General features: G+C 50.9%; 19 protein-coding genes. 10 read left to right on the forward strand and 9 right to left on the reverse strand.

The features are described from left to right. Nucleotides 1-24 precede the first annotated feature (24 nt). The 4 genes from AM231_RS22335 (at nt 25) to AM231_RS22350 (ending at nt 3,914) form a co-directional block, all read left to right on the forward strand. On the forward strand, nt 25-1,284 hold the full coding sequence (locus AM231_RS22335; protein ID WP_054404582.1) for an ABC transporter substrate-binding protein: 1,260 nt from the start codon (nt 25-27) through the stop codon (nt 1,282-1,284). Nucleotides 1,285-1,444: 160 nt separating this feature from the next. Further along, a complete protein-coding gene (locus AM231_RS22340; RefSeq protein ID WP_054404583.1) occupies nt 1,445-2,320 on the forward strand; it encodes a carbohydrate ABC transporter permease in 876 nt (291 codons plus the stop codon). Next, nucleotides 2,320-3,156: a carbohydrate ABC transporter permease gene (locus AM231_RS22345; RefSeq protein ID WP_053490301.1), complete on the forward strand. Its 837-nt coding sequence runs from the start codon at nt 2,320-2,322 to the stop codon at nt 3,154-3,156. The genes AM231_RS22340 and AM231_RS22345 overlap by 1 nt, the downstream gene beginning before the upstream one ends. Continuing rightward, nucleotides 3,153-3,914: a polysaccharide deacetylase family protein gene (locus AM231_RS22350; RefSeq protein WP_054404584.1), complete on the forward strand. Its 762-nt coding sequence runs from the start codon at nt 3,153-3,155 to the stop codon at nt 3,912-3,914. The genes AM231_RS22345 and AM231_RS22350 overlap by 4 nt, the downstream gene beginning before the upstream one ends. A gap of 49 nt (nt 3,915-3,963) precedes the next feature. Here AM231_RS22350 and lepB read toward each other — a convergent pair whose 3' ends face one another. Then, on the reverse strand, nt 3,964-4,608 hold the full coding sequence (gene lepB / locus AM231_RS22355; protein ID WP_054404585.1) for a signal peptidase I: 645 nt from the start codon (nt 4,606-4,608) through the stop codon (nt 3,964-3,966). Between the two features lie 278 nt (nt 4,609-4,886). Next, the gene (gene pruA, locus AM231_RS22360; protein ID WP_054404586.1) at nt 4,887-6,434 is read right to left on the reverse strand and encodes an L-glutamate gamma-semialdehyde dehydrogenase; all 1,548 of its coding nucleotides are present in this window, start codon (nt 6,432-6,434) and stop codon (nt 4,887-4,889) included. A gap of 310 nt (nt 6,435-6,744) precedes the next feature. On the opposite strand from pruA, the gene AM231_RS22365 reads away from it, so the two are divergent. Beyond that, complete coding sequence (locus AM231_RS22365) at nt 6,745-7,665, forward strand: proline dehydrogenase family protein (RefSeq protein ID WP_054404587.1); 921 nt, start codon at nt 6,745-6,747, stop codon at nt 7,663-7,665. 116 nt (nt 7,666-7,781) lie between these two features. Here the strand turns inward: AM231_RS22365 and udk are convergent, their stop codons facing one another. Beyond that, nucleotides 7,782-8,417, reverse strand: coding sequence for a uridine kinase (gene udk / locus AM231_RS22370; protein ID WP_053490295.1), 636 nt, complete (start codon nt 8,415-8,417; stop codon nt 7,782-7,784). A 200-nt stretch (nt 8,418-8,617) separates the two neighbouring features. Between udk and AM231_RS22375 the strand changes: the two genes are divergently transcribed. The 4 genes from AM231_RS22375 (at nt 8,618) to comJ (ending at nt 10,535) form a co-directional block, all read left to right on the forward strand. Next, entirely contained in the window at nt 8,618-9,253 is a 636-nt protein-coding gene (locus tag AM231_RS22375; protein ID WP_054404588.1) for a carbohydrate-binding family 9-like protein, read from the forward strand. 136 nt (nt 9,254-9,389) lie between these two features. Next, entirely contained in the window at nt 9,390-9,638 is a 249-nt protein-coding gene (locus tag AM231_RS30090) for a hypothetical protein (protein ID WP_242615275.1), read from the forward strand. 201 nt (nt 9,639-9,839) lie between these two features. After that, nucleotides 9,840-10,022 carry a hypothetical protein gene (locus AM231_RS30095; protein ID WP_242615276.1) on the forward strand — a complete coding sequence of 61 codons (183 nt, stop codon included), beginning with the start codon at nt 9,840-9,842 and terminating at the stop codon, nt 10,020-10,022. A gap of 27 nt (nt 10,023-10,049) precedes the next feature. After that, a complete protein-coding gene (gene comJ / locus AM231_RS22385; protein ID WP_054404589.1) occupies nt 10,050-10,535 on the forward strand; it encodes a competence protein ComJ in 486 nt (161 codons plus the stop codon). Between the two features lie 141 nt (nt 10,536-10,676). Here comJ and AM231_RS22390 read toward each other — a convergent pair whose 3' ends face one another. The 4 genes from AM231_RS22390 to fabF form a co-directional block, all read right to left on the reverse strand. Next, entirely contained in the window at nt 10,677-11,792 is a 1,116-nt protein-coding gene (locus AM231_RS22390) for a stalk domain-containing protein (protein ID WP_054404590.1), read from the reverse strand. 130 nt (nt 11,793-11,922) lie between these two features. Then, nucleotides 11,923-12,804: an anti-sigma-V factor RsiV gene (rsiV, locus tag AM231_RS22395; protein WP_054404591.1), complete on the reverse strand. Its 882-nt coding sequence runs from the start codon at nt 12,802-12,804 to the stop codon at nt 11,923-11,925. Further along, nucleotides 12,804-13,316, reverse strand: coding sequence for an RNA polymerase sigma factor (locus AM231_RS22400; RefSeq protein WP_053494011.1), 513 nt, complete (start codon nt 13,314-13,316; stop codon nt 12,804-12,806). Before AM231_RS22400 ends, rsiV begins: the two co-directional genes overlap by 1 nt. A 201-nt stretch (nt 13,317-13,517) precedes the next feature. Further along, entirely contained in the window at nt 13,518-14,759 is a 1,242-nt protein-coding gene (gene fabF, locus AM231_RS22405; protein ID WP_054404592.1) for a beta-ketoacyl-ACP synthase II, read from the reverse strand. Between the two features lie 135 nt (nt 14,760-14,894). Between fabF and AM231_RS22410 the strand changes: the two genes are divergently transcribed. After that, the gene (locus AM231_RS22410; protein ID WP_054404593.1) at nt 14,895-15,734 is read left to right on the forward strand and encodes a helix-turn-helix transcriptional regulator; all 840 of its coding nucleotides are present in this window, start codon (nt 14,895-14,897) and stop codon (nt 15,732-15,734) included. Between the two features lie 369 nt (nt 15,735-16,103). Here the strand turns inward: AM231_RS22410 and AM231_RS22415 are convergent, their stop codons facing one another. After that, a complete protein-coding gene (locus tag AM231_RS22415) occupies nt 16,104-19,064 on the reverse strand; it encodes a DEAD/DEAH box helicase (RefSeq protein ID WP_054404594.1) in 2,961 nt (986 codons plus the stop codon). Then, entirely contained in the window at nt 19,061-20,707 is a 1,647-nt protein-coding gene (locus AM231_RS22420; protein WP_242615277.1) for an SWIM zinc finger family protein, read from the reverse strand. Before AM231_RS22420 ends, AM231_RS22415 begins: the two co-directional genes overlap by 4 nt. Nucleotides 20,708-20,818: the final 111 nt, after the last annotated feature.

Genomic DNA, 20,818 nt, shown 5'->3' on the forward strand with positions numbered 1-20,818 from the left:
AGTCCTTAAGGGGAGGCGTGTCACTTGAAGAGAGTAAAAAAAGTACTAAGCGTGCTGACCGCAACAGCTTTGATCGCAACACTTGCAGCCTGCGGCGGTACATCTGACAAAGATTCCGGATCCGCATCTGGATCTGGAGGAGACAAATTAAAGAAAATTACACTTTTCCAATCGAAAGTCGAAATTACAGAACCTCTTGAAGCCCTGGTTAAAACTTATAAAGAAGAAACGGGCAATGAGGTCGAAGTATGGGGTGCCGCTGGCGACGCTTATCAGCAGCAGCTGGTAGCCAAGCTCGGAAGTAACCAGGGACCGACGATATTCAGCGTGGCTCCAGGCCCGGAATCCGAGAAGCTGAAATCTTATTTCTCCGATTTGAGCGGCGAAGAGTTTGTTAAGAACATTGCACCTGATATGGAATTGAAGGTTGACGATAAGACCGTCGGCATTCCATACGGTGTAGAAGGCTTCGGTCTTGTATACAACAAGGATCTGGTGGATCCGGCTAACGTAAAAGACCTGGATTCCTTCACCAAGACATTGGAGCAGCTGAAGGCTGATGGCAAGAACGGTTTGAGCTTGTCTCAGGAGGCTTACTTCCTGATCGCACATATCATCAACACGCCGTTTGCGCTTCAACCCGATCCACTCGCCTATATCGATCAGCTGAACAAGGGCGAAGTGAAGATGGCTGATACGAAGGAGTTCCAAGAGTGGGCGAAATTCATGGACGCAATCAAGGCGAACACCAAGAACCCGCTTGAAGTGAAGTATGATAGCCAGATGGGCGATTTCGCTACGGAAAAAACGGCTATGGTGCATCAGGGTAACTGGAGTTACTCCATGCTTGCAGACTTCGGTGATTTCGGCTCCAAGGTCGGCATGATGCCATTCCCGCTCGCAGGCAATGACAAAATCGCCGTCGGTGTAGCGAGCTACTGGGTCGTAAACAATCAGGCGGATGCTGACGAAGTCAAAGCCGCGAATGCTTTCCTGAACTGGCTCTTTACCAGCGACACTGGCAAGAAAGCCATCGTAGACGACTTTAAATTCATCCCGGCATTAACGAATATTGAAGCAGGGGACCTGGATCCATTGTCACAAGCGGTGCATGAAGCTACAACGAAGGGTGAGACGATCACTTGGGCGCTGAACTACTTCCCATCGGGTATCGTCACTAACGACTTGGCTCCGGCTACGCAGGAGTTCTTCATGAATCCGAGCATGACAGGCGAGCAGTTCCTGCAGAAGCTCGATGAAGTGTGGGCGAAAGCATCGAAATAATCGAGGCCAAACGGAATCATCTGATATAACAATTCCATCATATCGAAAGCCTAGCCTCAGACGTTCTGTAATGAGCGTTAGGCTTTTGTTTTTTCTAACATGAATTCAAGATTTGATGCCGCCTTGCAGGAATCAATCGGACGGAAAGAAGGTATGAATGATGAGCAACAGAAAGGATAAAGCCTGGTTTGCCCTGTTTACGGTGCCGCTTCTGTTTATTTTTACGACGGTAGTGATCATCCCGTTCATCATCGGGGTTGTGTATTCTTTCGTAAAATGGGACGGCATTCCGGCAAATCCCAAAGTATTCGTAGGATTGGATAATTACGTGCAGCTGTTCCAGGACGATCGATTCTTGTCATCGGCTTGGCATACAGTCCAATTCACGCTGCTGGCGCTGGTTTGCGTCAATGTGCTGGGACTTGCCTTTGCGCTGCTTGTGACGACAAAGCTCCGCTCGAGAAACGCGGCTCGGACTATGTTCTTTATGCCCAACCTCATCGGCGGTTTGATTCTCGGTTACATCTGGCAGTTTATTTTTACGGATGCTTTCGGCTTCCTGGGGGAGAAAACTGGATTTGGCAGCGTGTTCTTTAATTGGCTGCTGCATCCACAGTTTGCATTGTACGCGATCGTTGCGGTATTCACCTGGCAGCTGGCAGGTTACACCATGATCATCTACATCGCGGGTATCCAGGGTATTCCGGATGAACTAATGGAAGCGGCCAAGGTCGATGGTGCCAACCTGTGGCAGCGCCTGAAGGGCATCGTGTTCCCGCTGTTAATGCCTTCGTTCACGATCTGCTTGTTCCTGACACTGTCCGGGGCGTTCAAAATCTATGACGTGAACCTGTCGTTGACCAAGGGCGGTCCGAGCAATGCGACAGAGATGTTTGCCATGAATATTTTTAATGAAATTTTTGCTTACGGTAATTATGGTTTAGGTCAGGCCAAAGCGATCATCTTCTTCCTGATTGTTGCCGGACTTACGCTGACACAAGTGATCATTACGAAGAGAAAAGAGGTGCAGATGTAATGAAGAAATCAGGAAAATGGCTGCTCGATATCCTGCTGTTCCTCGCTGCACTGGTCTTCTTGTCTCCAGTCTTCATCATGCTGATTAACTCGTTTAAGACTCGTGCCGAGCTGTATGAGAATGCGCTTGCGCTTCCAACATCCTTCAGTTTTGAGTACTATAAATCGGCGATGGAGAAGATGAATTTCTTCACCGCACTGGGCAATTCGCTGTATGTCACCATCATCTCGGTGATTATCGTCATCATACTCGCCTCCATGACAGCATGGATGTTGGTACGGACGGATAATAAGCTGAGCAAGGTCATTTTCTTCACGTTTGTGGCCACCATGCTGATTCCGTTCCAGACGTTGATGATGCCGCTGATGCAGGTAATGGATTGGATACGTACCAATCTGCACATTCCGATGCTCAATACCCATGAGGGTCTGATCTATATGAACGTCGGCTTTACGTCCAGTATGGCGGTCTTCCTGTACCACGGGTTCATCAAATCGGTGCCGATCGCACTGGAAGAGGCGGCTACGCTTGACGGCTGCTCCAAGCTGGGGGTATTCTGGCGCATCGTGTTCCCGCTGCTGAAGAACATCAGTGTAACGATCGCGATCCTGAACGTCATTGCGCTGTGGAACGACTACCTGCTTCCATCGCTGACGCTGTCGGACAAAGGGCTGCGGACCATTCCGCTCTCGACCTTCTATTTCTTCGGAGAGTTCACAATTGTGTGGAACCAGGCAATGGCTGGCCTGACGCTGACCATTATTCCGGTTGTCATTTTCTATATTTTCGCGCAAAAATACATCATCAAAGGGATTGCAGCAGGTGCGGTGAAATGAAGCGGATCATTACGAGAGCAGACGATTACGCTTCCAGCCGTTCCGCCAATATTGCGATTGCCCGTACGATAGAGGCGGGATTTATCAAAAATGTGTCCATTATGACGCCCGGCCCTTATCTTGCTGAGGCCGCGCAGCTGTTGGCACATCGCAAGGATATCTGCTTCGGCTTTCATATGACGCTGAACGCCGAGTGGGATAACGTACGCTGGGGACCTGTTGCCGTGAAGGAACAGGTTCCTTCGCTTGTCGATCAGGCCGGATATTTCTATCAGCATCCGAGTCTGTTTCAACATCATCCGCCCTCCCTGGAGGAGATCCTTACAGAGTGCGACGCCCAGCTCGATAAATTAACTGCTGCAGGCTTCAACATCTCTTATGCCGATTCCCATATGCTGCCGGAGCGCTTTATTCCGGGCCTGCAACAAGAGCTGGACCGCTGGATGGAAGCGAAGGGACTGATTAACCACCGCTATTATTACAACTTTTTCCCGGGCGGTGTGCCAAGTGAAATCGAGTCGTTTGAAAGGGTACTTGGCAGCCTGTCGGATGATCAGTACTTCTTCTTGTCCCATCCGGCACTGTATTCAGAGGAAATGGTGCAGTGCGGTAATGCTGAAGTGGATGGAGAGGAGCTGGCACGGGGGCGGGATCAGGAGGCATCCTTTCTTACACGGAAGGATTTGAACGAGATAAGTGAGCGACGGGGCTTCCGTGCCGTGCGATATGATGAAGCGGTACCGATGTCTGATGTATAATGGTAGGCCTATGATGATTGATCTTATCATATAGGCGAAGCTGTCCTGCTTATTTTTTATACCCAATAACTGTACCTACCATATTCTTGTTGTGAATCGGGCCAAATGTAAAACTATCGACACTTCTCCACCAATTATCGCCTATAACAAAATAATGTTCCTGGGGAATTGCGATTTCTTTAACGTTCTGATGAAAATAATCATTAAACCGACGAGGATCTTCCCCATTCTCGTTTGCCCATATCATATATTCTTCCTCGTTCATTCCGTGATTCCTTGCGCTACCATAAAAAGCATCAAGACGTAGATCATTGATAAAAACGTGACCTTTCTTTACTTTTAACCTTTCTCCTGGCATTCCGACAATCCGTAAAATTTTAGCCTCCGGTATTTGCGGAGGTTTGCTTTTAAGTTCTTCTTTAGGTGTTTCGATGTACACCACATCGCCTCTGTTAAATTCACGTTGATTGGGATTAACAACAAATTTCCCCCATTCACCTGAATGATACTCAAATGTCCCCTGATCCATCTCATCGATTAAGTTTTCTACTAGAATGGTATCATCAGGTACATCTTTCGTTTCACTAACGTAATAAGGAGTCACTGTATCACTAATCGTTTGAGGTGTCGATTCTTGAATATGACAACCGGTTACCAAGACTGAAAGAATGACTACAAACCATACGATTCTCATCTTTCTCCTCCAAGGTATATAAATTTAAATGCGATTTGAGGTATATAAAATTTTTAACGAAGTATTAATTAGACATCATGACGATCATCTTCTTCATGGCTGCTTTACTACTACATATAACGGAAGCTATTCTTTAAGAGTTACGAAAATAATAAATTAAGGACTTCGCAAGGTTTAGCCAGTTCTATCTTCAGAAGGCAGTCTGTGAGTTTCATCCCAAGCAGCAGTACATAAAAAACCTCCCCATTTACATGGAGAGGTTTTTTGGTATGCCGTATTCAAAATCGCTCTGATACCACCTTCGCCTGTGTAAACAGCAGTAGGTAGTCGCGGCCGCCGGCCTTGGAATCCGTTCCAGACATATTGAAGCCGCCAAATGGGTGAACGCCCACCAGTGCACCGGTGCACTTCCGGTTCAAGTACAGATTGCCGACATGGAATTCCCGCCGGGCCTGCTCTAGGTGAGCGCGATTATTCGAGATGACTGCGCCCGTCAGTCCATAGTCGGTGTTGTTGGCGAATTGGATTGCTTCGGCGAAAGAGGCTGCCTTCGTGAAGGCGACCACCGGGCCGAAGATTTCTTCTTGAGAAATACGTGCAGCACTGTCCACATCAGCAAAAATTGTCGGCTGAATAAAATACCCCTCCGGGTCTCCAGGAAGGCCCCCGAGTACCAACCTTCCTTCACTTTTACCAATATCGATATATTTCAAAATTTTACGGTAGGCTGTTTCATCGATGACAGGCCCTACCTGTACCTCAGCATGAGCAGCGTTCCCGATCACCAGCTTCTTGGAGCGATCGACCACCTTCTGCAGCACGGTATCATAGACATCCTCATGCACAATGGCTCTGGAGCAGGCAGAGCACTTCTGTCCGGAGAAGCCGAAAGCAGACGCAGTGATAGCATCCGCAGCGAGATCCAGATCGGCTTCGTTGTCCACGATGATCGTATCTTTTCCGCCCATTTCGGCTATGACACGTTTGATCCATTTTTGCCCCGGCTGCGTCTTTCCCGCGCGCTCCTGAATCCGCAATCCCACGTCGCGGGAACCCGTAAAACTGATGAATCTTGTCAGCGGGTGATCCACAAGATAGTCACCTACCTCCTGACCGGGACCAGGCAGGAAGTTAACGACACCCGGTGGCAGGCTGACTTCTTCCAGAAGCTCCACGAATTTGGCAGCGATAACTGGGGTGGTGCTTGCGGGCTTCAGCACAACCGTATTGCCGGAGACGATAGCCGCCACTGTCATGCCGGCCATAATCGCGAGCGGGAAGTTCCACGGTGGAATGATGATGCCAACGCCAAGCGGGATGTAATAGAGATGATTCTCTTCCTCTTCGTGGACTGTCAGCGTCTGGGGTGCACTCAAGCGCTGCATTTCACGTGCATAAAATTCCATGAAATCGATCGCTTCGGCTGTATCCGCATCCGCTTCGGCACGCGTTTTGCCGGCTTCGAGGGTCATCAGCGCGGAGAATTCGAGCTTCCGTCGTCTCAAGATTGCTGCAGCCTTGTACAGGTATCGCGCCCGCTCATTCGGATCGATGTGCTTCCATATCTCATAGGTGCGTGCTGCTGTTTGGATGGCTTGCTCCGCAAGTGAGACATCCGCTTGAGAAACAATCCCAATGACTTGTTGTTTCCGAGATGGATTGAACGATTTAACCGTGTGCTCTGTCTGGATGCAGTTACCGCCAATAACGAGCGGATAGGTCCTGCCAAGCTCGGCTTCGACCGCCGTAAGGGCAGACTCGTATCGTTTGTTGTTCTGCTCATTTCTGAAATCCAGAAATGGTTCATTCCGAAAAGGTATGCGCATGGGGAGGCCCTCCTTCACGAGATATGTTGCACTTCATCGCTGGTCCTACTTGTTCAATGAGTTTGGATGTGAGTGAGCTCCTGGTGTAAAAACACTATGTTAGATATGTATGTGTCCCTGCATGGCGTCATGATTTTTGCATATGAGTTAAGATAGGTGCATTTTTAATAAAATTCAGAATGTCTGAAATATTCGTTTTAAGTTTTCCTTCTAAAGCATATGGAAACGAATACACTCGGGTTCGATCAGCATATTGACAAAGGATAGTCGCTTCATGCATTTTGCACATCTTACCTCTAAGGGGGGCCCTATGGACGGAAATGAGCTTTACCGCAAAGTGATCTTGACGATATCTGGTAATAAAATCGTGAAGTGGTTATCGATCAAGTATGGCCGAAAGCTGGCGGGCCGCTTTATAGCCGGAGATACGCTCGATGAAGCACTGGATGAAATTGAGAGGCTAAACGAGAAGGGAATTCTCGTCACGCTGGATCATCTGGGCGAAGGGATCCGTACGCTGGACGAAGCAGCCGGTTACCGTGAAGAATACTTAAAGCTTGTGGAGGGGATCTCGAAGCGGGGTGTAGAATCTCACATATCGCTGAAGCCAACACAAATGGGGATGGCCTTGGACCGTGAACAGGCGTATGAGAACATCAAGCAGGTGGTAAGAAGGGCGAAAGAGCATCGTAATTTCGTCCGTCTGGACATGGAGGATTCACCGTATACCCAGGCGACGATCGATATGGCGCTGCGGCTCCATAAAGAAGGGCTGACCAATGTAGGCACCGTGCTGCAGGCCTACTTGTTCCGAACGGAGGAGGACGCCAAGCATTTGATAAAAGCAGGTGTTCACCTGCGGCTCGTGAAGGGGGCGTACAAGGAGCCGGCAACCATTGCTTTTCAGCTGAAGCGGGAGGTCGTGAATAACTATAAGAAGCTGGTCAAATTACATTTCGATCAGGGAGCCTACGTCGCGATTGCCTCTCACGATGACCACATCATCGACTGGGTAAAGGTATTTGCCGAGCAGAGCCGCATAGATAAACAAGATTATGAATTTCAGATGCTGTACGGGCTGCGGATGAACGATCAGGCCGCGCTTGCGCAGGATGGCTACCGGATTCGGTGCTATATGCCATACGGAACGATGTGGTACCCGTATTTTACCCGGCGGCTGGCAGAGAAGCCTGCCAACCTGATGATGGTGCTCAAGAATATGTTCAAGTGAGATACTAACGAAAAAATGCCAAAACACCCGTCTACCTGCAATCGCAGGTAAACGGGTGTTCTTCTATGTTGCTGCCCAAATGGCCGAAAATTTTGGCTCGGCAAGGCATTAAGGTATTATTCACCTGATAAGGTGTGATCGCCGCTCAAATATTTCTCAGTCAGGATGGAGAGCAGGCGAATGCCAACTTCGTTCTCTCCGCCTTCAGGAATGATCAGGTCGGCGTATTTCTTAGACGGTTCAATGAATGCCTCATGCATCGGCTTGACGGTTGTCAAATACTGATTATGGATCGACTGAATGGTCCGGCCGCGGTCCTCAATATCACGTACGACCCGGCGGAGCAGGCGCACATCGGGATCGGTATCCACAAATACTTTAATGTGGAGCAGCTTGCGCAGATTCTCATCAGACAGCACATGCAGACCTTCAATGATGACAATCTTATTCGGCTTGAGCTCGATGGTCTGATCCGTGAAACGGGCGTGAGCAGTAAAATCATAGACCGGAGCGAAGGCGGGTTGTCCGCTTTTTAAAACACCGAGATGCTCGATGAGCAGCCCATTGTCAAAAGCGAATGGATGATCATAGTTGATCGCTTCACGTTCCGCAAAACTGAGCTCTTGATGGTCTTTATAGTAGTTATCTTGTGAAATGAATGTCACTTTATCTGAACCAAGACGGTTGATGACAGAACGGGCAACCGTCGTTTTACCTGATCCGGTGCCGCCGGCGATACCAATTATGAGCATAGCGAATCCATAACCCTCCCTAGAGTTTACAATTTTTTTATTGTAGCACAGCATGTCCTTTATTTCACTATGGGATAGAGAGCAAAATGATGGGATTTCCTGATTTTCTTTATTCTTACCACGGAATAGCAAACCGAATCTGTATGACTTATCATAGAGGATATCATGACAACAATTGAGAATGTCTCGGAGGGATCATCATGCGTTATACCGCTATTTACCAGTGCAAGCCCGCCATATATCTTCAGCAGGGAGAGAATCGGGGGAGTATCGATTGGAGCCGCTATGAAGCTGTGGCCCTGAGCGACACCGTTACGGGGCTTGCCCCAAAGGAAGCGACGGAGGTTCGTGCCTGCTGGAGCTCCGAATGCTTCTACGTGCAGTTTGTTTGCCAGGATTCCCATATCGTCTCGGAGTATCGGCATCGGGATGATCCGCTGTATGAGCAGGATGTCGTGGAGCTGTTTATAGATGAAGCAGGAGAGGGTTTGGAATATATCGAGCTTGAGGTAAGCCCGAACAATGTTATATTTGATGCGCGGATCCAAAGCGATGGGCAAAAGTCGATCACGGACAGTGATGCCCGGTGGGATCTTACCGGTCTTCTGACCATGGTAGAGAACGGTGGTAAGGGAAATCTGGTTTACGAGATTCACATTCCGGCGCAGAACTTTCAGCATCCGCCGCAGGCGGGGCAAAGCTGGAACATGAATTTTTACCGCATTGACGAGGACACCCAAGGCAACCGGGAATATCAGGCATGGAGCCCCACCGGAGAGGTCAATTACCATATACCCTCGCGGTTCGGAAAGCTGGAGTTTGTGGATGCCACATAGCATGTACGCCCGGATATTGAAGAGGTGGACTACTAAGTAACGCTGAAGCATATAAGCACTCCTAATGCCCAATAACCTTGTCCTAAAGGTAGTCCATTAGGAGTCGGATGAAGAATCAGCCAGAGGAGGTGACAGCATGAAAGGCAAACGAATTCTATGGGGCGTGACCGTACTGATTGCAGCCTCGTTGTTGATGCCGGAATACTTTATTGCGCGCACGTATGGGCTTTTCCAGAATGAGATGGTCCTAACCAAATACCAGCTGGCCGTCGATGTGGATGGTGAACAAGTGGATGCTTGGCCGCTGCTGGCCGGCTTCGCCGCCACCGATAAGCAGGGGGGAACTTCGACCGTTATACTACAGGCTGGACGGGTCCGATCTTAATATGCTGTTCCAATTGGCGTATGGGCAGTTCGAGGTAGAGGCTTCGGAGGATAATCCTTTCTTGGCAGGGAGGGTCCAGTATGAAAACCTGGAGAATGATTATATCCGAACGCAAAAGAATACCGTGAGGAATATATCTTCTATGACCATCGTAAGGAGCCTGTATTTACATATGATCCGCACGCCAAGGCGGATGGGGATATGGTGAAAGAGATTATCACCGCAGGCATGACACGCTCCAATGGACAAGGAGGATCGGGAGTCGTGGAGGACAAGTACTTAAATGTCACCCGGTTGTTTGAGGAGAAGCTGGGCATTAGCATGCGGGTTCAGGTGGATAAGGAACGCAGGCTGGCCACGATCCAGGTGGAGCAGCTTAAGTAGAATTTTGTGAAAACGAGGTGTCGTACCATGCAGCATATGAAATTGACTCAAGAGGTTGACCTTACCATCTCGCATCATCAGATTCAAGTCCGCTCGCGAGATTTTGATGAGGAGTTATGTCAGTGGGGAGAAATCAATATCAAGCAGGGGGCGGTCATCCATCCTGGTTATCTAACCTTTGATCCGATTCCTGACGATGCTTTCGGCGCTTGGGTAAAGCTAGCCTTGAAAGAGACGTTCACGGAAGATCCGAACACGGAGCGGCGGATGGTCGTACCGTTTGACGTTCTGGATCCCGGGAAGCTGGAGCTGTTGTCCGTCATGTCGAACGCCGTTATTAAGCTTCCGCTGGAAGAAGGGCGTTATGCGCTGTATTTTGAGATTTGTGAGGATGAAGAAGTATATTACCGTCTGACTTTTGTGCGTGAAGGAGAGGATGTTCGAGCCCGGTTTTTGATGGACGATGAATGGGGCGGCAGGGCTGGAGAAGCATTGGCAGAGGGATATTGTTAACAATCTTCCCTATTATTGATATAAGAAGAGGCCGTCTCCGTGTTGGAGAGGGCCTCTTTTCTTGCGTGCATGCTGCTGATCAGTTGTCCGGGCTTTGTTGCCCTGTACGTTAAGCTAAACGCTGGATTGCGTAGGAAAAGGTTATTTTGCTGCTGTCACCGTAATCTCCCCATGCTTGCCGTGCTCCGCGTTCAGGTTCAGCACATCCGTTAGGAAAGCAAGCGGAACATAGACATGGCCTTTGTTCATGACGGGAGCTGAGCCGAGCGAGTGCGGGGCCATTTTACCAAAAGCATAGGCATCCTTATTCAGTGTCACCGAACTCCAGACGGCACCCTTGGAGATTTCGGCGGTTTTGTTCTTACCGTTCCACTTCACGTCGAATTGAAGCTGGCGCAGCACATGGGCTGCCGGAATCATAATGTTGCCGTTGTTATCTTTGTAATACGCACCTGACTTCAATACAGCCGAAACAACCTTTTCTGCGGATGCTTTCCCCGGCAGTTTCACGGCAAACTCCGGCGTTCCTGTCGATCCTGGGGCGATGCTGTATTTTTGGAATACGATATAAGCTTTTCCGTCTGCTACATAGAAAGATTGTTCCGCATTGATGCCCTGGAATCCGTCTTCGTTCGCGAAGTAATTGTCCTGATCCGCGGCAATCGCGGTTTTGACCGCTGTATCGACGATCGATTGGTAATTCTTCCCGAATAGGTCCTCAAGCGTCACGAGCTGGGCTTCGGCTTCGTTTGTGAAGTTATACGTATCCACGCGGGGATCGCCATTGTTCATTCCCATGCCTTCCGTGATCACCTTGAGGGAGATCAGACTGTTGTCCGTGCCGTCCGATGTGAGCTCGTAGTTGATCGTCAGCTGATATGGACGCATGGTATAACCGTTCTTTTTCGCATTTGCTGCAGTTTCGGCCGCTTCCTTCTCCCATTTGGCAATATCTTTATTAGCATGGGATTCGATGATGTCGTTCAACTGATCTTGGTATTTGGCATCGGCTAGGCCCTGAAATACAGGAATTTGAATATCGGTTTCCAGCCATTTCTCCTTGGATTGCAATGTTTTGGACGTGACCAGTGGGAGTGCCATGGCAGGAGCCTTTACCTGTTCCGTACTCGCGGCAGTTTTGCTTTCGGCATGGACATGAGTGGATGGCAGACCCGAAGCGGATATCATCAGGACACCCGCTAATCCGGCAGCTGCTAGGGTTTTGGTCAATGGGGTTGTATGTTTCATTGTTTTCATCGTAATTACCTCCAGGCTTATGATTTGATGTCTGTATTGTTTATCTGTAATGAATAAAACTTCTAACGAGAATCTGAGGGCAGAAGGGATCAGAAGAACGATCTGCAATAGTAGTTCTGCACTGTTGAAACTATCGGATGTACTCGTTGCTGACGAGCAGATCTTGGATCACTTCCGTTGGGATCGTAAATTCCACGACGCCCATATAACCGGGAGCTACATCATATTCGTTAAAGCTGATGACCAATTTGCCGCTTGGACTAATATAGAAGTTCTGGTCCTTGTCGATCGTTTGGAATAGATCTTCCGGTATCTCTGGCTCCACTCCAGGCTGTTCAACCCAGTAGATGTTATCCGGATTATCGTGCATCTGCTGGCGCATCTGCTCCTTGATATTGTCGCTGATGACTTGGATATAGGAATCATCCTTGAACAGGCTTGGCAGTGTGATTACCAAATGGTTGATCTTGTCGATCGTATCATACTGCCTGGATTCGGCCGAGCCTCCGGCAGATTCCACCACGTAGCGTAAAAGCGTCAGCAGCTGTTCATTATCCGTGACCACTTCATAACCGCTATCGAGGCTCAGATGTCCGCCGCCTTCTTGATTGAGCTGGGCAACTTCGTCTTTGAAGTTTTCATACAATTTCTTGTTTTCTTCCAGGTATTTGTTATTCAACGTTTGCTCAAGCTCCGTATTACCCAGATTGGTTATGCCGGGCGTTTCGATATGCACTGCCGTGTTATCGTCCTGCTCGGCATATTCGCGAATGGTCATCACCTTGACGATCTCGCCCAGAACGGGCACATCGGACATGGCTTTGGCGAAGGCGGGACTCGCATTCACGCCGGCAAACAGCAATGCGCAGGCAGCGGCAACGCTGGCGATCCAGGGTAAAGCTCTATTTTTTCTTCGTCTGGTTGCTATGGTCTTGTTGACAATCGAGCTTAATTCATCGGGAATAGGAGTGCTCTCGTACTGCTCTTTCATCCTATTCAGCTTGTCATGCATTATCGTTGTGCCTCCTCTTGATCTTCCTCGCTTAGGTTCACCCGCAGTCTCTGCAGTCCTTGGTATAACCTCGTTTTTACCGTGCTGACATTCTCGTGGAGCACCTCGGCAATTTCGTCAATCTTCATATCTTCGAAGAACCGGAGAATAATGATGATCCGATATTTGTCAGGTAAATCGTCCAGGGACTGAGCCAGATCCAAATTTGGATAGTGATCATGGCTGCCGGGTAATATGAACTCCAGGTTCTCATCGTCCATGACCTGGACTTTTTTCTGTTTTCGTATGAGATCCAGGGAGGTTGTGACAATAATTCGGAAAAACCAGCTTTTTAATGAACCCGTCTGCTTTAGTTTTTCCACGGATAAAAATGCTTTGTGGATCGCGTCCTGAACGATATCGAGGGCATCCTCTTTATTTCTGACGTAGCTGTAAGCCAGCCTATAGGCGCTGTCCTGATTTTCGGTTATGCATTGGATAAGAAGCTTCTCAAGCTTCCGGCCGCCTCTCATGTAAATATGACACTCCTTTGGGCCCGCGCGGGTAACCATCAATTGCAATTGCCTTACGGAAGCAAGACGTGCGAGTCTTTCAAAAAGTTTGATTCTGCGAAAAAAAATTTAAAAAGCGTTTCTGTCTCATTATTCAGCCCATCCTTCCAGAATCGCAACAAGAAAAAGACCCCAGTTTTCACTGGAGTCCGGGACTCATGGTTACTCATGATCATATTTCTGGATAACAATCGCCGAATTATGTCCGCCGAAGCCGAAGGAATTCGACATGCCAATCCGGAGCTCGGCGTTTCTCGCCTCGTTTGGCACATAGTCCAGATCGCAGGTTGGATCGGCATGTTCAAGGTTAATCGTCGGCGGTATGATGCCTGTCTGCAAGGATTTGACGAGGGCTATGGCTTCCGCGCCGCCAGATGCGCCCAGCATATGCCCGGTCATCGACTTGTTGGCCGTTATCGGGATGCGGTACGCCTCCTCGCCGAACACCTGCTTGATAGCTGCTGTCTCTGAACGGTCACCGATGACCGTGCTTGTAGCATGGGCGCTGATGACATCCACATCGGTCGGGGAGAGCTTCGCTTCAGACAGGGCCAGCTTCATTGCCCTTGCGGCGCCGCTTCCGTCTTCCGGTGTAGCGACCATATGATAGGCATCTGAGCTGGCACCGTAACCAATGACCTCTCCCAGTATGACCGCGCCTCTGCGTAAGGCATGGGAGAGCGACTCCAGGACGAGGATGCCGGCACCTTCCGCCATGACGAATCCATCGCGGTCTGTATCGAATGGCCGGCTCGCCCGGCCAGGTTCATCGTTACGTGAGGACAGTGCAGTGGCATTCGCGAAGCTGGCCAGCGAGATATCTGTCAGCGCGGCTTCGGAGCCTCCCGCGATAATGATGTCGGAGCGGCCTGTCTGAATGTTAAAGAAAGCTTCGCCAATCGCCGTATTACCGATCGAACATGCCGTAACCGGGGCAAGCGTAGAACCCAGCGCCTTATATTTAATGCTGATGAGCGCTGCCGCCATATTGGGAATCATCATAGGTACCAGGGTTGGACTGACCCGTTCGGGACCCCGAGATGACAGTGTGCTGCTCTGATTCATCAAGGTTTGGATGCCGCCGATGCCGGAGCCTACGTAGACTCCCATATGCTCATGATCAATCTGATCAAGATCAAGGCCCGACTGGATGACAGCTTGATCCGCCGCAGCCAGTGCAAATTGGCAGAAGCGGTCCATACGCCGGGCTTCCTTCGCGCCGAACAGCGCGTTTGCGTCAAACTCCTTCACGGAGCCTGCAATTTGTACTTTCTGTCTCGATGTATCGATTGTTTCTATATGTGTAATACCGGATTTTCCCTGTACAAGCCGGGACCAGAACGTTTCCACGTCATTGCCCAGCGGCGATATGACTCCCATACCTGTAATAACGACTCTTTCCATAGATCCACAGCCTCCTTAAGACTTTATAACTTGTCAATCTTAAGGTTATAATGTCACGTGTAGTATCCTATTACAAGATACCGTTTATCCTAGTATAAATACTGCTATCCTAAATGAATGGAGATGGCTTACTAGATGAATTCCCAGGTTAGGCTTCAAGCACTGTCCGCTTTCTTAAAAGGGCAGCGTGCCAAAATCTCTCCCGAGTCCGTCGGTCTGCCGCCGGGTACTCGAAGAAGAACGCCGGGCTTGCGCAGGGAAGAGGTTGCCCAGCTGGCCGGTGTCAGCACCACCTGGTACACCTGGCTGGAGCAGGGACGCGACATCAAGGTGTCGTCGTCCGTGCTGGACTGCGTCGCAAGCGCACTGCAGCTGAACGCGGACGAGCGCAGATATCTGTACTCCCTGGCGCTAGAGAGCGGGGCAGAGCCGTACACGGTTAAACACGAAGCGGTTCAGATCAGCCCGTCTCTGCAAAAAATCATCACTGAGCTGAAATATTGTCCCGTTATGATATCAGATCGCATGTGCAACATCGTGGGGTGGAACCGAGCGGCTGCGTATGTGTTTCTTGATTTTGACCGCATCCCGCCCGAGGAGCGGAATATGATTCGGCTGCTCTTTACCCGCAGGGAATTTCAACGCTTGGCGGTGAACTGGGAGCAGTTCGCCAGCGGATTCCTGTCCATGTTCAGGTCCTACTACGGGCAGTATGTTGAGGATGAGTGGTATGATCGTTTTTTGGAGGAGATGAAGAACGGACATCCCGATTTTAACCGCATGTGGGAGCAGAGCCAGGTGAGCTATGCCCCTGAGGTGCATTTAGAGTTCCGTCACGCCAAGGCCGGCAAAATGGTGTATGAGCTCACATCGCTGAAAGTGTACGGAACGGATGATCTGCGGTGCAGCATCTATACGCCTGCTCCCGATACAACAACGGAAGCAAAGCTGCGGCAGCTGATGGAGGAGAAGTGAGCGATGGAGCGGGGACTGCCGGGGCGGATGAAACTATCCGGTGAGTCCCCAATTTGAGGCGGATTGCCCAAGTGAACGAGGCGAAAGTGCTTCACATTGACCGGATTACCCAAGTAAAAGTACTTAAACACGCTCAAACCTTAGAATTATTTTGGCCGTTCATGCTTTCATTCGTGTAATCAATTAGAATTTTACGTACCCGTCAATTTCTCCAAACGAAAAAGCCCCGTGTCCGCCACGGGGCTTTTTGCTTACGATATTGTTATAGAACGATATTTGGAAGCGGCCCAGGAATCTTCAGGCATTCCGCTTTACGACACGGAGAGCAGATGCCTGCGTTCAACGCCCCGTTTCTCCATGATATACAGATCAAGCCCAATCCCGCCGCAGCGTGAAGAGATCCTTCAGCTCATCGGTAGACAGCTCGGTAATCCAGCCTTCGCTGCTGGCGATGATCTGATCGCTCAGCTGCTGTTTGCTCTCCAGCATCTCATCGATCCGTTCTTCGAGGGTTCCCATGGAGATGAACTTGTAGACCTGGACATCCTTGGTTTGTCCCATTCGATAAGCCCGGTCAGTCGCTTGATTCTCGACTGCGGGGTTCCACCAGCGGTCGAAGTGGAATACATGATTGGCGGCGGTCAGATTCAGGCCGACGCCGCCGGCCTTGATGGAGAGGATCATGACATTCGGCTGCTCCTCGGGCGGCAGCGTGTGGGACTGGAACTGCTCGATCATGCGATCGCGCGTCCGCTTGGGCGTGCTGCCGTTTAAATATAGAACGGGCTCCCCAAGCTCTTGATGCAGCACCTGCCGCATCATTTCGCCCATACCGATATACTGGGTGAAGATCAGGCAGCGCTCGCCCTCATCCCGCAGTTCTTTCACCATGGACAGCAGCCTCTCGAGCTTGGCCGAACGGTTGATGACGGCTTCGGTGTCGAGCAAGCCACCTCCTCCCGGCAGTTCCGGGAGGGCCTCCTTCGTCAGCAGTGCTGGATGATCGCAGAGCTGCTTGAACTGCGTAAGTGCTGCCAGAATGGCACCTTTGCGTTCAATGCCCTCAAGCTTTTGCATGCGTTCCAGGAGGCTGTTCACGGTCTGATCGTACAGGGCGCCTTGCTCGGCCGTGAGATGGATATAGGTCTTCATCTCGTTCTTGTCCGGCAGGTCAAGCTGAATCGCAGGATCCTTCTTCTTGCGCCTGAGCATGAAGGGCTTGATCAGCTTCTGAAGATCGGCTGTACGTTCCTCGTTCTTGTCTTTCTCGATGGCCTGGATAAATCGGAGATTAAATGCCCGCAGGCTGCCGAGATAACCGGGGTTAATGAAGTCATAGATCGACCACAGCTCGGACAGCCGGTTCTCAATCGGTGTGCCGGTTAGCGCTATGCGGTGTCTTGCCGGGAAGCTGCGCACCGCGGCGGATTGCTTGGTATCGGCGTTCTTGATGTTCTGGGCCTCATCGATGCCAATCGCTTCCCACTTCATATCTCTTAACATCTCTTGATCGAGCGTTGCCGTCGCGTAGGATGTAAGAATAATGTCCACTTGGTAAGCCTCTTGATAGAAATCCTCGCTGCTGCTGCGCTTCCCACCGTAGTGAAGCATGACCTGGAGCGAAGGGGCAAACCGTTCCAGCTCCTTCTGCCAATTGCCAAGCACCGAGGTAGGGCAGATCAGCAGGGAAGGGAGGCGCTTTTCTTTCCGTTCCAGCGTTGTCTCCTTCACGTGCAGCAGGTAGGCGATAAACTGTACAGTTTTGCCTAGACCCATGTCATCGGCAAGGCATGCCCCAAGGCCGTATCGCCGCAGGAAGGCGAGCCAGGCAAAGCCGTCATGCTGGTATGTCCGCAGCTCGGCCTTCAGTCCGGCCGGAACAAGGGGGCTCGGCCATTCGCTTTGCCGGCTGAGCTGGCTGATAAGCTTCACGAAATGCTCGTTCAGCTCCACTTCAAGCTTGATTCGTTCCGGATCCCGCGTTTCCTCAGCATCCTGCTGGTGCTGCTCTGAATCATCATTGTTTCCGAGCAGATGAAGGTGCAGAATATCTTGAAACGATAGACCTTCCTCACGGTCTACGCCCGCCATCATCTGGCGGATCTGGGCGACCAGTGCAGGGTCCAGCGGTATCCACTGACCCCGGAATCGTACAAGCCGTTCATTTCGGGCAACAAGCTCTGCGAATTCAGTCTCGGAGAGGTTAGCTTCCCCGATCGCGATGCGCCAATCGAAATTCACCAGTGCATCCAGACCGAACAGAGAACCGCCGCTGTTACGCTCCGCGCCCTCGCCTTCACCTGAGCGTACCTTCGCTCGCAGCTTGGGCTTCTTCCTGCTGGCGGCTTCCCACCAGGCGGGCAGCAGCACCAGCCAGCCTGACTGAAGCAGCCGCTGGCTGTCGATCGTCAGAAATTGCCACGCTGCCTCGTCAGTCAGAGGGTTTCCGAGCACGTCTTCAGCCGGAGCGTGAAGCACCCGCTCTGGCAGTGCAGCCTGCAAGCCTTGCAGCCAGCCGGAAGATCGCTCCATAACATGATCCGTCCATGTCTCCGGCCATGATCCGTATGCATGCCCGGCTTCGTCCAGACGCACGGCAGCAAGCGCTGCGGCATCCAACTTGTCCTGCAGCACGAGCCGAAGACGCCATTCGGCTTCTTCTTCGTCCGGCTCAAGCAGTTGGAGCAGGGGGCGGAACGGAGCCGTGTCAGGCCGCCACCCGATGGCGATCAGCCAGGACTTGTCGTCCATGCCCTCGGCTGCGGTACGGTTCTGTGAGAAGAGCAGAGGGTACTCTCTGCGCAGGTCGGCCGCCGCTTCTTCGCTGCCGTAATACTGCTCCTGTACGGCAGCCGAGAAGGCAGCCCGTAAGCCTTCCTCCCATATCTCATCTCCGTTCAGCATGGCGAGGCGGGCTTGTTCGTCGGCCGTGAAAGTCTCGGCATCCCAGACCCATTGCAGCTTGCCTGACTTGAAGGCACTTAAGCTGGGTGCATATTGTTTATTCTGAATACAAGCTGCCAGCAAAGGAGCCATTTCTATGAAGGGAAGGCAATCCTCGTCCCATACCCATTCAATATGTTCAAGCAGCCGTCCATCCGCAAAGAACGGTATGACTTGCTCGGAAGGCAGGATGACCACTTCCATATCCTGAACGGATTGAACGGTAAGCTCGGTCCCGTAGAAGGAAGCTTCGTGCCACGCGAATAAACGGTGCTTTAGGTACTGTCCGGATACGTAACCCCGCATGACGGTAGACCCGTAAATTACGGCATCTCCATATTCGCTTAATGCGATATGGACGGTGATGGTTTCGGTATGTTTGCTCATGATATCAGCTTTCCTCTCCGAAGCTCTTCCTGGAATGCGCGAAGCCGGCTGTTGCGAACGGACAAGGAGATGATGAATACATCCCAGCGCTCCTGCTGCTTGAGCTTCTTGTATAGCTTGGCCAACCGTTTGAGCAGCTTGACGGCTGCTTTATAGCCGACCCGGTTCTTATGAAGGATGTATCGTTCGACGGCCTGATGGTAAAAAGGCAGCAGTAGCTCGGGTGCATTCTTCTCAATCGGCGCCAGCTCGCCAACTCGAAACTCCAGCGGTTCCCGGCCTGTGCTTAACTGATAGTCAATCCATTCCCGCCATCTGCCGTGTGTGATCAAGGCATTCTGGTAGATGTCCTTCGAGTAAGGAAGCATGTCGGCCAGACTGCTCCACATCCGCTCAGCCACTTCCGGCCGATGCTGAATTACGGCATCCCAGTAGAATTGATAGCTGCCCAGATGCTCGCTGCGATGACTGCCAAGGAGCGGGCCGATCTCTGGAAGCCAGCGGGCTAAGCGGTCCCATTGCTGCCCTGAATGCAGCATGCCGAAGAAGCCGAGCACGGCTGCCGGGGGGAGAATGCTGACCTTATCCGCTTCCCGGATCAGGCTCCATGCTTGTTCGTCTTGACCGAGGTAGAAGGACATTAGTCCCTGCGCCATATACCAGGAGGCACGCGAGAGGGCGCTGCCATATTCAGCTTCGGCTGCTTGCAGCTGTTCTAATTCTTCTCTGATCGTACCTTCACTTGTTTTCATAAGCGGGTAGATCCAGTATATCCAGAGCTGCATGTAGACCTGGGTGTAAAATTTACGATTCCTAGGTTCTGTCAGCATACTCTGCCGCACAAGGACATTGGTCTCTGACAGCCGCTGCCCAAAGGCTCCCTTGGGCTCGCTGCCCTCCAATCCTTCCTTGAAGATGCGTTCGATACTAGCCTGGATATGATCTGCAGCAACCTGCGTGTGATAGCCGATGTAAGAGCCGGAAGAATTCCAGGCACTGGTCGGCTGTTTGATGAGCTTCCCCAGAACGAATAAATGGGCATGAAGCTCATATAAAGAGTCCATATCCGGCGGCAGCGGTGGTCTGATGTGATGGAGGGAGGCAAGAGCATTTTTGGCGTAAAATGAATTCTGCGTATTGGTCCCCAGCGAAGCCGTGCAAACTTCAAATAACTCATGCCATGCAGAGATGGGCAGCTCAGGCAGACGGTCTGCCTTGGCTCTCCAGCCCGATGCTCCGGGAGACGGCCGTTCCTGTGTGTAACGGAGATTAGGCTCGCTTCGGTCATAGGTAGAGCTCGCGGCATACGTAGTGGAATGCGCATTAACCAGAGCATGGATGGAACGACCCTGGAGCTGGGCATAATCAAGCAGAACCGCAACCATATGCTTGCATCCCACATTAACGGGACAGCTGCATTCGCTCTCCTCCAGGGCAGCAGGGTGAAGCTGGACATGATAGGTTTCCGTTCCGTCCACAGCGGCTTCTAGGATGCCGGAAGCGTCCGAATACTCCATATCATGAACGCGGCCTTGCTTGTAATATTGAAATCCCCGCTTGATCGTCAGATCGCTGAAATAACTGGCGGTTTGCTGAATAAGCGCCTGCCATTGTATATCATCTAAAGTTAGGTTTGGATTCATTATTGGTTGTCTCCTAAGAGAAAATAATTCTGAGTATCCATTTAATCTATCACATTCCTATAGATGAAGAAACAAGCAGGAGATCTTGTGCCGGCAAGCCGGCTTTTGGAT

The organism is Paenibacillus solani (assembly GCF_001277345.1).
Taxonomy (GTDB): domain Bacteria; phylum Bacillota; class Bacilli; order Paenibacillales; family Paenibacillaceae; genus Paenibacillus_AQ; species Paenibacillus_AQ solani.